Source organism: Corynebacterium sp. c25Ua_89 (genome assembly GCF_047459735.1).
Classification (GTDB): domain Bacteria; phylum Actinomycetota; class Actinomycetes; order Mycobacteriales; family Mycobacteriaceae; genus Corynebacterium; species Corynebacterium simulans.
Genome location: NZ_JASBOD010000002.1, coordinates 62,950 through 77,844 on the forward strand (window position 1 = coordinate 62,950; position 14,895 = coordinate 77,844).

General features: G+C 59.2%; 14 protein-coding genes and 1 pseudogene. 6 read left to right on the top strand and 9 right to left on the bottom strand.

Annotation, left to right across the window (positions count from 1 at the left end):
* Positions 1-106 precede the first annotated feature (106 nt).
* Together QKB66_RS03060 and QKB66_RS03065 are read left to right on the top strand one after the other, a co-directional pair.
* Positions 107-1,219: an LLM class flavin-dependent oxidoreductase gene (locus QKB66_RS03060; protein ID WP_414252660.1), complete on the top strand. Its 1,113-nt coding sequence runs from the start codon at positions 107-109 to the stop codon at positions 1,217-1,219.
* On the top strand, positions 1,220-1,888 hold the full coding sequence (locus tag QKB66_RS03065; protein ID WP_096336819.1) for an FMN reductase: 669 nt from the start codon (positions 1,220-1,222) through the stop codon (positions 1,886-1,888). It begins immediately after the preceding gene.
* A 12-nt stretch (positions 1,889-1,900) separates the two neighbouring features.
* Here QKB66_RS03065 and QKB66_RS03070 read toward each other — a convergent pair.
* A pseudogene (locus tag QKB66_RS03070) lies at positions 1,901-1,972 on the bottom strand (CstA-like transporter-associated (seleno)protein); the annotation flags it as partial.
* 225 nt (positions 1,973-2,197) lie between these two features.
* Here QKB66_RS03070 and QKB66_RS03075 point away from each other — a divergent pair.
* The gene (locus tag QKB66_RS03075; RefSeq protein ID WP_248091948.1) at positions 2,198-3,607 is read left to right on the top strand and encodes an L-serine ammonia-lyase; all 1,410 of its coding nucleotides are present in this window, start codon (positions 2,198-2,200) and stop codon (positions 3,605-3,607) included.
* A 78-nt stretch (positions 3,608-3,685) separates the two neighbouring features.
* Entirely contained in the window at positions 3,686-4,264 is a 579-nt protein-coding gene (locus QKB66_RS03080; RefSeq protein ID WP_248091945.1) for a TetR/AcrR family transcriptional regulator, read from the top strand.
* A 93-nt stretch (positions 4,265-4,357) separates the two neighbouring features.
* Here the strand turns inward: QKB66_RS03080 and hisS are convergent, their stop codons facing one another.
* From hisS to tpx, 3 genes are all read right to left on the bottom strand, one after another.
* A complete protein-coding gene (gene hisS / locus QKB66_RS03085; protein ID WP_414252661.1) occupies positions 4,358-5,638 on the bottom strand; it encodes a histidine--tRNA ligase in 1,281 nt (426 codons plus the stop codon).
* Between the two features lie 5 nt (positions 5,639-5,643).
* Positions 5,644-6,297 (bottom strand): MBL fold metallo-hydrolase, encoded by a 654-nt coding sequence (locus QKB66_RS03090; protein ID WP_414252662.1) that lies wholly within the window; start codon positions 6,295-6,297, stop codon positions 5,644-5,646.
* 77 nt (positions 6,298-6,374) lie between these two features.
* On the bottom strand, positions 6,375-6,875 hold the full coding sequence (tpx, locus tag QKB66_RS03095) for a thiol peroxidase (protein WP_248091937.1): 501 nt from the start codon (positions 6,873-6,875) through the stop codon (positions 6,375-6,377).
* A 153-nt stretch (positions 6,876-7,028) separates the two neighbouring features.
* Here tpx and QKB66_RS03100 point away from each other — a divergent pair, with 153 nt between their 5' ends.
* Together QKB66_RS03100 and QKB66_RS03105 are read left to right on the top strand one after the other, a co-directional pair.
* Entirely contained in the window at positions 7,029-7,892 is an 864-nt protein-coding gene (locus QKB66_RS03100; protein WP_248091934.1) for a peptidylprolyl isomerase, read from the top strand.
* Between the two features lie 296 nt (positions 7,893-8,188).
* On the top strand, positions 8,189-8,479 hold the full coding sequence (locus QKB66_RS03105) for a hypothetical protein (RefSeq protein ID WP_414252663.1): 291 nt from the start codon (positions 8,189-8,191) through the stop codon (positions 8,477-8,479).
* A 202-nt stretch (positions 8,480-8,681) separates the two neighbouring features.
* On the opposite strand, the gene QKB66_RS03110 is transcribed toward QKB66_RS03105, so the two are convergent.
* From QKB66_RS03110 to QKB66_RS03130, 5 genes are all read right to left on the bottom strand, one after another.
* Complete coding sequence (locus QKB66_RS03110; RefSeq protein ID WP_062040517.1) at positions 8,682-8,861, bottom strand: hypothetical protein; 180 nt, start codon at positions 8,859-8,861, stop codon at positions 8,682-8,684.
* 87 nt (positions 8,862-8,948) lie between these two features.
* Positions 8,949-9,503 (bottom strand): hypothetical protein, encoded by a 555-nt coding sequence (locus tag QKB66_RS03115; RefSeq protein ID WP_145914832.1) that lies wholly within the window; start codon positions 9,501-9,503, stop codon positions 8,949-8,951.
* 100 nt (positions 9,504-9,603) lie between these two features.
* Positions 9,604-10,188, bottom strand: coding sequence for a DUF421 domain-containing protein (locus tag QKB66_RS03120; RefSeq protein ID WP_248091928.1), 585 nt, complete (start codon positions 10,186-10,188; stop codon positions 9,604-9,606).
* A gap of 99 nt (positions 10,189-10,287) precedes the next feature.
* A complete protein-coding gene (locus QKB66_RS03125; RefSeq protein WP_414252664.1) occupies positions 10,288-12,369 on the bottom strand; it encodes a bifunctional metallophosphatase/5'-nucleotidase in 2,082 nt (693 codons plus the stop codon).
* A gap of 188 nt (positions 12,370-12,557) precedes the next feature.
* Complete coding sequence (locus tag QKB66_RS03130) at positions 12,558-14,873, bottom strand: RelA/SpoT family protein (RefSeq protein WP_399530913.1); 2,316 nt, start codon at positions 14,871-14,873, stop codon at positions 12,558-12,560.
* Positions 14,874-14,895: the final 22 nt, after the last annotated feature.

The window sequence follows — 14,895 nt, forward strand, 5'->3', positions numbered from 1 at the left end:
CTAGGTCCCGCCTAAAAATGACAGGGGTGCGTGGGAATTTCCCACGCACCCCTGTTGTTGACATGTCATATACACTAAAGTTCTAAGCCACGCTCAAGGGAGCAGCATGCAATTCGGAATCTTTAGCATCGGCGATGTCACCGCGGACCCAACCAACGGCATCAGCCCCAGCGAGGCCGAGCGCATCCGCAATATGACCGAGATTGCGCTGAAGGCCGAGGAGGTTGGCCTCGACGTCTTTGCGACCGGCGAGCACCACAACCCACCCTTCGTGCCCTCCTCACCGACTACCCACCTGGCATATATCGCCGCACAGACAAAGAACCTGCAGCTATCCACCTCCACGACGCTTATCACCACCAATGACCCGGTAAAGATCGCCGAGGACTATGCCTTCCTGCAGCACCTTTCCGGCGGCCGCGTAGATCTCATGATGGGCCGCGGCAACACGGGCCCGGTTTATCCGTGGTTTGGCAAGGATATCCGCGAAGGCATCCCACTGGCGGTGGAGAACTATCACTTGCTGCGCCGACTGTGGCGCGAGCCGGTGGTTAATTGGACGGGCAAGTACCGCACGCCTCTACAGAGTTATACGTCTACCCCGGCGCCCCTTGACGGCGTGCCGCCTTTTGTCTGGCACGGCTCCATCCGCTCAGTGCAGATTGCCGAGCAGGCCGCCTTCTACGGCGATGGGTTCTTTCACAACAACATCTTCTGGAACAAGGAGCACACCGCGAAGATGGTAGGCATCTACCGCCGCCGCTTCGAGTCCTACGGGCACGGCCGCGCGGATCAGGCCATCGTGGGCTTGGGCGGCCAGGTCTTCATCGGCGAGACCGAAGCCGAGGCGAAGAAGTTCTTCCGCCCCTACTTCGATAACGCACCGGTCTACGGCCACGGCCCTTCCCTGGAGGAGTTCACCGCGCAGACGCCGCTGACTGTAGGCACGGTGGAGCAGGTCATCGAGCGCACCATGCAGTTTGCCGATTGGGTGGGCGATTACCAGCGCCAGCTTTTCCTCATCGATCACGCGGGCCTGCCGCAGGAGGTAGTACTGAAACAGATTGAAATCTTGGGCACCCAGGTGGTTCCGGAGCTGCGCCGCCGCATGGAGGCCCGCCGCCCGGAGCATGTGCCTTCGAATCCGCCTACCCACGCAAGCCTGAAGGCCAACCCCGCCGCACCCCATTTCAAGGTCAACCCCGGAGAGGAGAACTAGATGCGTTCACTGGTCGTTGTTACTGCAGGGCTATCCACGCCGTCATCAACGCGCGCGCTTGCCGACGCCCTCTCCCAGGCCGTGTGCTCCCAGGTCAGCGCCCGAGGCGAAGGCGCGGAGACCACCATGATTGAGCTCCGTGAGCTTGCCGCCGAGCTCGCCGAGACCATGACGAACTGGGGCGCCACCACTCCCCGCCTAGATGAGGCAAAGCGCGCACTATCGACGGCGAGCGCACTGATTGCGGTGACCCCGATTTTCCAGGGCAGCTACTCGGGCCTTTTCAAGCTCTTCTTCGACACACTCGATCCGCACGCCTTGGAGCACCTGCCCACAGCGATTGCAGCCACGGGCGGGTCTTCGCGGCATGCGTTGGTGCTCGACTATGCGTTGCGTCCGCTGTTTAACTACCTGCATGCCACAGTGATCCCCACCGGCGTCTTCCAAGCCACCGAAGACTTCGGCACCGCAGAAGGTACACGCAATGCCCAGCGCATCGAGCGCGCAGCCAAAGAGCTTGCCGATCTCATCGTGGCTCCCACCGACCGCGTCGCAGGACTTGCCGCCCCGAACTTGGCAGAGCCTTCCCCACGTCCCACCGGATTGGACGTGGAAGAAGAGTTCACGCCGTTTAGCGCGCTGCTGAAAGGCCACGACGGCACCGCCTAGCCACAGCGTCATCTAGCAGCACCGCGCACCGGGGTTGGCATCCTGCTCGGCGTAGCGGGCACGCCAATATTCACGCTCGGTTGGCCCGCAGGGCTGCTGAGGCTACCTCCACGTAGTGAACTACTGACAAAGCGGTAACATGGAGAAACTGTATGCGCGGCCTACTTAAAATACTCCTCGTCACCGAGAATTTTGGCCGCAGCAAGATCGCAATTAACACGGGTTTAGCCACAGCCTGCCCCCTAGAAATACTCCCCCCCACCTACCCCCAATTTAATTTCCAAACTCACAAAGGAGGCACCGCCCAGCATGGCAATCAGCGTCACCGACATTTTCTCCATCGGCATTGGCCCATCTTCCTCGCACACCGTCGGTCCAATGCGCGCGGCCCTTGCGTTCCTGAAAACGCTGCCGGAGCATCCAGCCAAGGTGCACACCGAGCTGCGCGGCTCGCTCTCGCTGACTGGCCGCGGCCACGGCACCGACCGCGCGGTGATTCTGGGTTTGGCCGGCTGGGATCCGCTTACCGTCCCGGTTGACGCTGAACCGCGATCCGATCAGCCCATTCCGAGCAACGGCATGACCGAAGGTCCACTGGGCGCGATGGAGTACTCCATCGAGTTCAACAACGAGCCTGTCCGCGAGCACCCGAACTGCCTCATCTTCGATGCCTGGGATGCAGAGGGCAACCTGCTGGCCGAGCACGCCGAGTACTTCTCCGTCGGCGGTGGATTCATTCTCTCCCGCGCGGAACTCGACGCTGAGGTCGCAGCCTCCGCCGAGGTACCTGCCGGCATGGCAGCAGCCGAATCCACCGACGATGTTCCTTACCCATTCACCACGGGCGAGCAATTGCTGGCGCTGTGCGAGAAGCACGATTTGAAGATCTGGGAGATTGTCGCCGCCAACCAGGAAGCGCTCCATAAAGAGGACGGCGGCCTCGAGTATGTCTACGCGCACCTGGATTTGGTGTGGGACATCATGCGCGAGTGCGTCACCGACGGCATCTCCACCTCCGGCATCCTGCCGGGCGGCCTGCAGGTCCCACGCCGCGCGCCGGGCATGTACAAGCAGCTGATGGAAGGCCACGACGATAAGACCTGCGGCTTTTCCGCTATGGAGTGGGTCAACCTGTTTGCGCTCGCCGTCAACGAGCAAAATGCCGCCGGCGGCCGCGTCATCACGGCCCCAACGAACGGCGCCTGCGGCATCATCCCAGCGGTGTTGCACTATGCCCGCGACTTCAAGCCGAACTTCACCCGCGATTCCGCCCGCCGCTACTTGCTTACCGCGGGTGCCATCGGCATGATCATCAAGCACAACGCCTCGATTTCGGGCGCCGAGGTGGGCTGTCAGGGCGAGGTAGGCTCCGCGTCGTCAATGGCGGCGGCCGGCATGGCTGAACTGCTAGGCGCAACGCCGGCGCAGATCGAAAATGCCGCCGAGATTGCGCTGGAGCACAACCTCGGCCTTACCTGCGACCCAGTCGGCGGCCTCGTGCAGATTCCGTGCATCGAGCGCAACGCCATCGGCGCGGTCAAGTCCATCAACGCCGCGCGCCTGGCGCGCATGGGCCAAGGCACGCACCACGTTTCTCTCGACGCCGCCGTGCAGACGATGGCCGATACCGGCCGCGACATGCTGGCGAAGTACAAGGAGACCTCCATTGGTGGCCTCGCAAAGACCCTAGGCTTCGCCGTCACGCAGGTGGAGTGCTAATGCAAAAAGGCTTGCGTGGCAAAAGGTAGTCTTATCGCTAACGCACAGACTCTAACCTAGAAAGCGATATCTACCTCCATGCGAGCCGATGCATTACGCCGCCGAATAGCCATCATCGAGGCGGCATGCGCCATGTTTAAACGCCATGGCAACTCGGTCTCCCTTGAAAAGATCGCCCAGGAAGCAGGCGTGGGCGTCGCCACGCTCTACCGCAACTTCCCGGACCGTGAAGGGTTGATTCACGCGTGCGCGGAACACATGAGCGACGATTTTCTAGTCTTCCAAAATCGCTTGATTAAAGGCTTCGAATCCGATCCTTCGGACGCGAAAAGCTTCGTCCTAGACTATGCTCTCAAGCTCACGGAAATGGGTTTGACCAGCCTCATCCCTTCCTTCGTGCCGGAGGACTTAGATACCCTGCCGGAAGATTTGAAGTTGAAGCGCGACGCGTTACAGGAAGACGGCGAAAGGTTCATCGAGCTCGGAAAACAGCACGGAGTAATTGGCCCCGGCGTGGGGCACCTCGACTTCGTGGTGGGAATCTTGACGCTGGTGCGCCCCAGGAAAGTGCACGTGGAGAACTACGTGCCCGATATCCAAAAGCGTATGCTGCACATCTACCTGGCGGGCATCAAAAGCGGCATCGCGAACGCATAGTAGCAAAACAAAAGGCGCCTTCACTCCCCAACCGATATGTGGGAACGAAGGCGCCTTTGGCATCTCAGCGAGATGCCCTTTGACGTCGTTGGCTTAATTCAGCTGGCCGCGCAGGTGCTCTACGAGCACGTCAATGGCGACGTCGCTTTGCTCATGCGCGGCAAGGTCCTTGACGGCCACAACGCCGTTTTCAAGCTCCTGCTCGCCCAGGACAAGCGCGAAGCGAGCGCCGGCACGGTCCGCGCCCTTCATAGCACCCTTGAGGCCGCGGTCACCAAAGGACATGTCAGCAGAGATGCCGGCGTTGCGCAGGTCGTTGACGATGCCTGTCATGCGGCGCTTAGCATCGGCGCCCAGTGCCACGCCAAAGACCTCAACGCGCTGGTCGACGCCGTCGAGCTGGATGCCCTCGGCCTCCAGAGCCAAGATGGTGCGGTCAACGCCGAGGCCGTAGCCGATGCCAGAGAGCTCCTGGCCTCCCAGCTGAGACATCAGGCCGTCGTAGCGGCCGCCGCCACCGATGCCGGACTGCGCGCCGAGCAGCGGGTGCACGAACTCGAAACAGGTCTTGGTGTAGTAATCCAAACCACGGACCATGCGCGGATTGATGGTGTACTCGATGCCCATGTCATCGAGCAGGCCGGTGACCGTCTCGAAGTGCTCACGGCACTCGTCGTTTAGGTGATCGAGCATCAGCGGGGCGTCGACAAGCTGCTCCTGGACCTCAGGACGCTTGTCATCGAGGACACGCAGCGGGTTGATCTCCGCACGCTTGCGGGTTTCCTCATCCAAGTCGAGCTTGAACAGGAACTCCTGCAGCTTCTCGCGGTAAGCCGGGCGGCAGTTCTGGTCACCCAAGCTGGTCAGCTCGAGACGGAATTGGCTCAGCCCGAGGGAACGGAAGGAGCGATCTGCCAGGGCGATGACCTCGGCGTCGAGCGCAGGATCGTCAACGCCGATGGCCTCGACACCGACCTGCTGAAGCTGGCGGTAGCGGCCAGCCTGCGGGCGCTCGTAACGGAAGAAAGGTCCGAAGTAGTTGAGCTTGACCGGCAGCTGGCCGCGGTCAAGGTTGTGCTCAATGACAGAACGCATAACGCCTGCGGTGCCTTCTGGGCGCAGGGTTACCGAGCGGTCGCCGCGGTCTGCGAAGGTGTACATCTCCTTGGAGACCACATCGGTGGATTCACCAACACCACGCGCGAAAAGCGTGGTGTCTTCGAAGATCGGAAGCTCGATGTGCTGGAAGCCGGAGAGATGAGCCTGATGGACCAGGTTCTCACGCACCTTGTAGAAGGTCGCCGATTGCGGCGGAATGTAGTCCGGGACTCCCTTGGGAGCGGACAGGGCCTTAAACTGCTTCTTATCATTCACGCGTATCAGAGTACATCCCGTAGCGTGGCCAAGAATGGATTAGTTGCCCTTTCGGCGCCCATCGTGGTGGTTGCGCCGTGTCCGGGCAGGACAGCGAGCTTGTCATCGAGCCTCCAGACAGGCCCGGCAAGCGAGAGCTGCATCGCGCTTGGGGCAGAGTGCTCCAAGTCGGTGCGCCCGATGGAGCCTTTAAAGAGGACGTCGCCGGAAAGCACGAATTCCTCGGCAATAACAAGGACAGAGCCCGGCGAATGGCCCGGGGCGTGCTCGATGCGGAACTCGTAGCCGATGAGTTCCAAGGTCTTGCCGCCGTGGAGCTCGCGAAGATCGTCGATGGCGAGCATATTCGCGGCGTCGAAAAGCAGCTGCGATTCCGGTGAGACCCCGGAACCGTCAACAAGCATGAACGCGTCCTTGGGGTGGATGTACACCGGAAGGTTGAGCTGCTTGGCAAGGTCACCTGCCTCGCGGGTGTGGTCGAGGTGGCCATGGGTCAAGACGATAGCTTCGAAGTTAAGGCCATGCTCTTTACCCAAGTCGAGAACACGCTGCATCGCATGCATGCCTGGGTCAACCACGAAAGCGCGGGAGCCATTGGCTACCACATAGGTATTGGTCTTATAGGGCCCAGCTGCAAAACCTAAAACGCTCAAAGTCATAAAACGCAGTCTAGCGCCCGCCCCAATGCAGTGGGGCCAAGCGCTAGATGAGAATTAGTGAGCTTTTACTCGCCGAATTACTTGCTCAATGCCTCGATCGCAGCGTCGTAGTTCGGCTCAGTAGTTACCTCATCAACGAGCTCGGTGTAGATGACCTTGTGCTCTTCATCGGTGACAACAACGGAGCGAGCCAGCAGGCCCTTCAGCGGGGAGCCCTGCAGAGTAATGCCCAGCTTCTCACCGAAGTCAGAGCGGAAGTCGGAAGCGCTAACGACGTTCTCGATGCCCTCTGCTGCACAGAAGCGCTCCTGCGCGAATGGCAGGTCACGGGACACGGACAACACGACGGTGTTGTCTAGGCCGGCAGCCTTCTCGTTGAAGGAACGCAGCTGCGCTGCACACACGCCGGTGTCTACGGACGGGAACAAGGAGATAACCAGGCGCTTGCCCTCGAAGTCCTTGTTGGTTACCTCGGAAAGATCGGTGCCGACGAGCGTGAACTCTGGCAGCTTCTGCCCTACCTCAGGTAGGTTTCCGGCGATTTCGGTTTCGTTTCCATTGAATTTAACGTGAGCCATGACGCCCCACCCTACTGAAGGATTACCTGGCGTGCCACGACGGGCAAATACTATCCGATCGCTCCGACGGGCTAGACTCTGTCAGGTATAGCTCGAGCCCACTGGCTTAGAAGCTAGCGTTTAACTCGAAATCCATCGCCAAAGGACCATTAAATGCCCAACAACAAACAGCGTGGCGAAGAAGCGCTAAACCAACTCGACCGTGAGCTTAAGGCCCGTGACCGCAAGGAAAAGACCCGCCCTCTGGGCGTTGTCGCGGCCTCGCTCGTAGTTATCCTCGCCTTGGTCGGCGGCATCTACTACTTCGCCACCCGCGATAATTCCGATGAAAAAGTCGTGGCCGAAGAGTCCAGCGCCGCAGAGACCACTGATCAAGACACCCCGGATACCAAGCCACTGTCCGGCAAGCGTGCGAAGGCACTGCCTGCGAGCGTGCAGTGCACCTATGAAAAGGACGGCCGGGATGCCAACGGAGCGAAGATTCCGGACGGCAAGGATGTCTCCACCAAGGGAAAGGTGAAGGTTAACTTTGCTACCAACAAGGGCGACATCGAAATGGAGCTCGACCGTGCTAAAGCTCCGTGTGCCGTCAACGCAATTTCGGACCTGGCGGATCAGGGCTACTACGACGACACCATCTGCCACCGCATGACCTCCGGCGGCTTGAGCGTCCTGCAGTGCGGTGACCCAACCGGCACCGGCTCCGGCGGCCCTGGCTTTAGCTTCGCCAACGAGTACCCAACCGACGAGACTGATGAAGCTGACACCAAGACTCCGGTGACCTACCCGAAAGGCTCCATCGCCCTGGCCAACTCCGGCGTTGACACCAACGGCTCCCAGTTCTTCGTCAACTACGCCGACTCCATGCTCACGCCTGAGTACACCTACTTCGGCGACCTGACAGATAAGGGCCAGAAGACCATGGACAAGATCGCCAAGATCGGCGTCGAAGGCGGTGCCTCTGACGGTAAGCCGGCCGAGGAAATCAAGATCAAGAAGGCGTCTGTCGAAGCCTAAGCGCCGACAAATAAATGTCCTTTCGTCTCCCCCTGGGCACCCCTGATGGGTATGCCCAGGGGCTTCGTCTTACATGCACCATTTTCAGAGTTAGCTGAGATTTTCTTATGCGTGCGCAGGCCTTTTCACAAAATAGGCTCAATCATCTAGTGCATTTTTCCTATTTCTCCTGCACACAACAATCCTCCAGATACTTCACAGGATGAACTTTTTCGCTTTATCGGTTGCATATCTTCAGGGCCGGAACTAACATTCGTGGGGTCTTTGAAATTCCCAAACTCCTAAGGATTGAACACATGAAGTTCTTCTCCCGCAAGGCACTGGTTGCAGCAGCTGCAGCCGCTACCATCTCCTTCGGCGGCGCTGGCGCTGCTATGGCCGCTGAAACCCCAGCCGCAGCTACTTCCGCTACCGCAACGGCTACTCCTACTACCACTAAAGCTCAGACCCCTGAAAAGGGAGGTTCCTCTTCCTTCGACGATGTCGACGTAAAGGAAGTCAAGGAGTGGATCGGCGTTGCTACCGCAATCATCACCGCCCTCGGCGCACTGTTCGGCTTCGTCAACAAGTACCTCAAGATCTTCTAAACTCGATCCGAAGATCTAGAACAACCGCTCACCTTCTGGTGGGCGGTTTTCTTATGCCTGACCAGCTGAAGTTTCAGTCATGCACCGGACGGTTTCAGCCAAGCACCGATGCCAGAGAACGCATCACGCGCAAAACTATTCCCTCGATGCCAACAACGGCATCGAGGGAATTCTTATTTGAGTGCTCCTCAATAAAGCTCTGCTAGCGCACAATTCGTCGAATACCGAACACGCCTAGGACTTTCTCCCACCAGGGAAGGTTACGTGGTTCATTCATACGCTGCATGTATTCCTTCATGAAGAAATGTGCCTCTTCCAGCGCTTCAAACTCTTCGTCAGAAATCGCCTGAGAATTCTGAGCAGACCTATCTGCAATCGTCATGGCACGTCCCTCCTCTTTCAGTGCCCTTAACCTTACATCGCTGATACAGCGTAATCCACCCTTTTTCCTGGGTAAAGTTTGAGGCGTTTACGCTTCCTCACTAGATTCCGTCGTCGGGTGCTCACGCTCTACACCATTCTCATAATTCTCCTCGATGTATACCGATATTGCTTGGACAAACGTCTCGTCTTCATCGGAGCGATCAGACATTGTCACGAGCGTTGGCAACAACTGCCATCCTGCTCGACGTTTTCTTTCGTCGCTATCAAGAGTTAGATTCATTGCCCACTCGATTCTGTTGTAGTAGGCATCGCGCCTATCTGAACTTTGTTTTTGCTTGAACGAACGCCAGGCGATTACGAGACCTACGACAGCAACAATTGCGTTCGGAATCGCCCCACGGTAATTCACGAGCTTTAAAATGGCATCTTTCCACTCGGCACCCGTAAGCCACCGAATCAGAAAGAGTGCTGCAGTAACTCCGATGACACCAATGACGAGGAAAATCCAAAGTGCGCCGCGCAAGGAAACAGACCACCCTATAAGCCTGTCACGAGTCTTCAGCGATCGAGCCTGACTCTTCGGTGTCATTGACTCCGCCATCTGCGTGTTAGGGGATTCTTCCTCATTAGTATCGCTCATCAGAAGAAAGAATATTCGAAAAAGATTAAGTTGTCAGAAGTCTGGACCTTTTATCAGAGCTTCCCAGGTAGTTTGGCATTACGAACAGCCCAAAGCCCAGCTACTTCTCCCCTTTTTTCTCGTCCATGCCCTCGATGAGCTCAGCGCCGAGGATGTCGCGGAAGAGGTCCGGGTCGACGAATTGGCCGATTTTGATGACGGAGATTTGGCCGGTGGGTTCGAGGATCATCATCTGAATGTCGCCGCGGCGGCCGAGTCCGGCTTTGCGGGTTGCAGAATTTACGTCGCTGACGGTGATGTGGGCAAAGTGCATGTTGTCTTCGAGCAGCTCGCCGTTATAGACCAACAGCACGGGACGGCGGTCTAGGTAGCGGGACCAGCCGATGTAGCGGCGGATGGTGCCGAAGGCAGCCTCTAAAACCATGAGCGTTAGAAGGCCGATGACGCCGGCGGCAAGGGTAGGTGGATTACCCACGATGACACGGCCGGCCACGGCACCGAACATAATGATGATGACCGCATCGGAGGCAGTCATCGACGTCAGCACGCGGGTGCCAAAGAGCTTGACCAGAATCATAAAGGCCAAGTAGATACCGATGGTGGCAAGAAGGACCACGGGAATGCGGTGTGGCTCAATACCTAATTGATAAGCCGACTCACGCCCGATTAAATCCACAATATCCACGTCAAACTACTCTACTATCACGCATTTCCTTCACGGAGCTTGGATAGACAAAGGCACCGTGGAGAAGATTCCACGGTGCCTTGCTTTAGACTGCAGTGCTTAGATGTTGAACTGCTTGCGCAGGTTCTCAATGAAAGCACGCACCGGCGCCGGCAGCATGTGCATGTTCATGCCCACCACGCCGATGATTCCCACGATGGCAGCGATGACGCCCGCGGCAATGCCCAGGCCCTTGGACGAACCGGAGTTCAGGGAGGAAAGGGAGCTCAGCGAGGAGCTGTCGGCAGTATCGCCCTTGCCAGGCTCGTCGCTGCAGGTGGCGTCGTCAAGCGGCAGCGTTGCCTTAGTACCAGCGTCGGTGGTGATTTCGAGCGGGGTATCGCAGGTGAAGTCCGCCGGCACGTTAAGCTTCAGCGTCGCGCGGCCACGCTCACCGAACTGGTCGTCACCGTCCTGCTTCGCGTTGTCGATATCCGCAGTGGCGGTCTCATCCCCCAACTTGACCGTTGCGGTCTTTGCCATCGGCTCGCCCTCAGAGGTGTAGTTGAGAGAGGACAGCTCCACGGTGATCTCATTGCCCGGCTTAACCTCGCCGGTGATGTGAGCGCCAATCTGGCCCTGGCCCTCACGAGCGGCTGGCTTACCAGCCTTGATGTAATCAATCATGGCCTGAGTGTCCATGTAGCCCAAGTCCACAACATCCTTGATGGCGCCCTCAGCGAAGTAGCCGTCGCCGCCGCCGATGAGGAAGGTGGACAGCGCGATGGTGTAGTCCTTGCTCGGGTCGACCTGCTCACCGTCGATGGTCACGGACTTAATGCGGCTACCGTGCTCACCGGTCTGGTCATAAACCACCTGCACGTTATCGGAAAGGCCCATGGCTAGGCGCGGACGAGATGAGCCTTCCTGCCACTGGTTCTCCAGAGCGTTGATGAGGTCAGCGCCGGAAACCTTGCCGTAAGCCACGGAGTTACCGAATGGCTGCACCGTGAAGACATCCTTGTAGGTGACCTCGCCTGCAGGCAGGTCCGCGCGGACACCGCCGGCATTCATGACGCCCAAGTCGATCTCCTTGCCCACGGCCTCCGCCACAGATTTGCGCTGTGCCTGCGCGATGAAGTTGTTCAGGGTGGATTCCACGCCGCGGTTGGAGCCCGAACCCTTGCCCTCATCGGAGCCACGGAAGAGTGCCTTCGGCATGGTGCCCACGACGTCAGCACCGAGCTCCTCCGCCTTGGCCGCAGCTTCATCGACGATCGCGGCGATTTCAGCATCCTCGCTAAGCGACGCCGCGTCCGTCGCGTCATACTGCTTCATCTTGATGTCGGTGACCTTCTTCGCCTTGGTGTCGAAGGTGATATCCAGGTCATTGAGCAGCTTGCCGTACTCATGCCCCTCCGCCCACTGCAGCGGCAGGGCGCCCTCGCGGGCGACCTCGCCCTGGGTCTTCACGTGGGTATCGCCGCCGAAGAGCGCGTCAACGTCGGTGCTGAATCCGTCGGCGAACTGCTGGGCATCCTCGTGGAAGAGCGCGATGACGACGTCAGCCTCGCCGGACTCCTTCAGGCGCTTTGCCTCTTTATTGGTGGCCTTAACTGGGTCGGTGAAGGTCACGCCTGGAATCATTGCCGGGGCAACCTTGAACTCGGTGTTCTGGGTAACGGTGCCAACAAAACCAACCTTGACGCCGCCGATTTCCTGGACGGTGGAAGCATCGAGAATCGGCTTGCCATTCTGCAGCACGTTTGCGCCCAGGATCGGGAAATCGGAGTGCGGCTCGATACGATCCCGCAGGTCATCGACGCCCTTATCAAACTCGTGGTTGCCCACTGCGGTAGCATCGAGGCCCATCGCGTTGAGAACGTCCATGGTGTACTCGTCCTCGGAGATGGCGGAGATATATGCAGAACCGCCCACGTTATCGCCGGAGGAAGTCAGCGCGTATTCCTGGCCTTCGTTGACTTTCTTAATCAGCGACTGCAGCAGAGCCGCGCCCATCTCATCGCCGGGCTTTACGGTCTTGTCCTTGGGCAGGCCATTTTCCAAATGACCGTGGATGTCAGTGATGTTGCTGACGGAGATAGTCACGGTGTTGTCCTGCGCGAAGGCAGGGGCTCCGCTGAGAGCGACGGCAGTAACGGTAGAGGCAGCGAGCAGCTGGCCAAAGCGACGAAATTTCACGAGTTCTCCTGTTTCATGAGAGAGGTACGAACGTCTTGTTTATAGTCGCTTTGAGGCACCTTTGCAGTCCACATGAATGCCATTACCTGGCGTTTTACCGGGCATGCCCGGAAAGTTCACCTGCCCGCAAACCGCCAGCTATATGGCATTAAGAAACCCTCACCCCAGGTTGGGTGAGGGCGACAGTGTTAAGCCGTCACGCGGTAGACGTCGAAGACGCCCTCGGTGTTGCGCAGCGTGGTCATAAGCTGGCCCAGCTGCTTGGTATCCGAAATGGAGAAGGTAAAGCGCATCGTGGCGATGTGGTCATCACCGCGATTGGAGCTCATGGACAACACGTTGAGCTTCTGCTCGCTGAACACGCCGGTCAGCTCAGCCAGCAGGCCCTGGCGGTCGATGGCCTCGAGCTGGACGCTCGCAGCAAACTCGCCGGCGGCGCCCTTGCCGGAGGACCACTCCACCTTCATCATGCGCTCTGGTTCCTGCTTGAGCTTTTCGGCATTGGTGCAATCTGCACGGTGAACCGAAACGCCGCCGCCACGGGTGACGAATCCGAAGATGGCGTCGCCAGGCACGGGCTGGCAGCAGCGCGCCAGCTTAGCCATGACGTCGGGGCTACCCTCCACTAGGATGCCGGTTCCCTTCTCGGAATCGGCAGTATGCTGCGTGCGGGAGTTCTCCAACTCCGTGAGTGAAGTACGTGACGCCAGTGCCTCAGCGGCATCGTCTTGGTCGCCGAAGAGCGACATCAACTGGTTAGCCACGTGCTGGGCCGAGACGTGGCCCGCGCCGATTGCCGTGTAGAGCGAATCGACGTCTTCAAAGTGCAACTGCTCTGCCACTTGGCGCATCGAGGATGCGGTGAACAGGCGGTGCATCGGCAAGCCGCCACGCTGGATTTCTGTGGCCAGGGCGTCGCGGCCAGCCTCTAGGTGCTCCTCGCGGCGCTCCTTGGCAAACCACTGGCGCACCTTCGCCTTCGCGCGCGGCGATACCAGGAACTCCTGCCAGTCGCGCGAAGGACCGGCATTCTGATCCTTCGAGGTAAAGATCTCTACCTTGTCGCCGGACTTGAGCTGAGACTCCAACGCCACCAGCTTGCCGTTAACCTTCGCACCGATGCAGCGGTGGCCCACCTCAGTGTGAACGGCATAGGCAAAGTCCACCGGCGTGGAACCCGCTGGCAGCGTCACCACATCGCCCTTAGGCGTGAATGCGAAGATCTGCTTGGCGGTCAGGTCATAGCGCAGAGAGTCTAGGAACTCGTTCGGGTCCGCGGCTTCCTTCTGCCAATCCAGCAGCTGGCGCATCCACGCCATCTGGTCGACTTCGGCATCGCCAGCGCCGTTCTTGCCCTTCTTCTCCTTGTAACGCCAGTGCGCGGCCACACCGAACTCGGCGTTGTAGTGCATCTCGTGCGTGCGCACCTGAACTTCCAGGGTGGAGCCACCTTCTGCAATAACCGTGGTGTGCAGCGACTGGTAAACGCCGAAGCGCGGGGAGGAAATATAATCCTTAAACCGGCCCGGCAGCGCCTGGTAGAGCGCGTGGACCACGCCGATGGCGGCGTAGCAGGAGTTGACGTCATCGACCAAGATGCGGATGCCCACGAGGTCGAAGATCTCCGCGAAGTCGCGGCCACGGACCATCATCTTCTGATAAATGGACCAGTAGTGCTTCGGGCGGCCCATGACCTCGGCCTGAATTCCGTTTTCACGCAGCGCCGCACCAACCTGTTTCTGGATCTCCTTAAGGGCGCGATCGCGCGAAGGCGCGCGATCTGCCACCATGCGCACAATCTCGTCGTACTTCTTCGGGTACAAGATGGCAAAGGAAAGGTCTTCCAGCTCCCATTTCACGTTCGCCATGCCGAGGCGGTGCGCCAGCGGCGCGATGACGTCAAGGGTCTGGCGCGCCTTCTTTGCTTGCTTCTCTGGCGGCAAAAAGCGCATGGTGCGCATATTATGCAGGCGGTCGGCGACCTTGATAACCAGCACGCGCGGGTCCGTAGCCATGGCCACGATCATCTTGCGGATCGTCTCCGCCTCCGCGGCGGCGCCCAAGGCGACCTTGTCCAGCTTCGTCACGCCGTCGACAAGCCGGGCAACCTCCGGGCCGAAGTCGCGCGTGAGGTCATCCAACGAGTAGTCGGTATCTTCCACCGTGTCATGCAGCAGCGCCGCAACGATGGTGGTGGTGTCCATGCCGATCTCCGCGGCAATCGTGGCGACCGCCAGCGGGTGCGTAATGTACGGATCCCCCGACTTGCGGAATACCCCCTCATGGAGGCGCTCAGCAGTGTCATAAGCCTTGTTGAGCACTTCGGCATCGGCCTTGGGGTGAAACTGCCGGTGAATGGACATAAGCGGGTCCAAAACCGGGTTGATCCTTACCCTGCCGCCGGTCAAAGACCGCGCTAAACGGGCAGACATGCTGCGCATGCCGCCATTGGGGCGCTTTGTCGACTTCTCAGTGGTCACGGCGTCGCCCTCCTCATAGGTCATGGGGGTGATGTGTTTGGCCTAG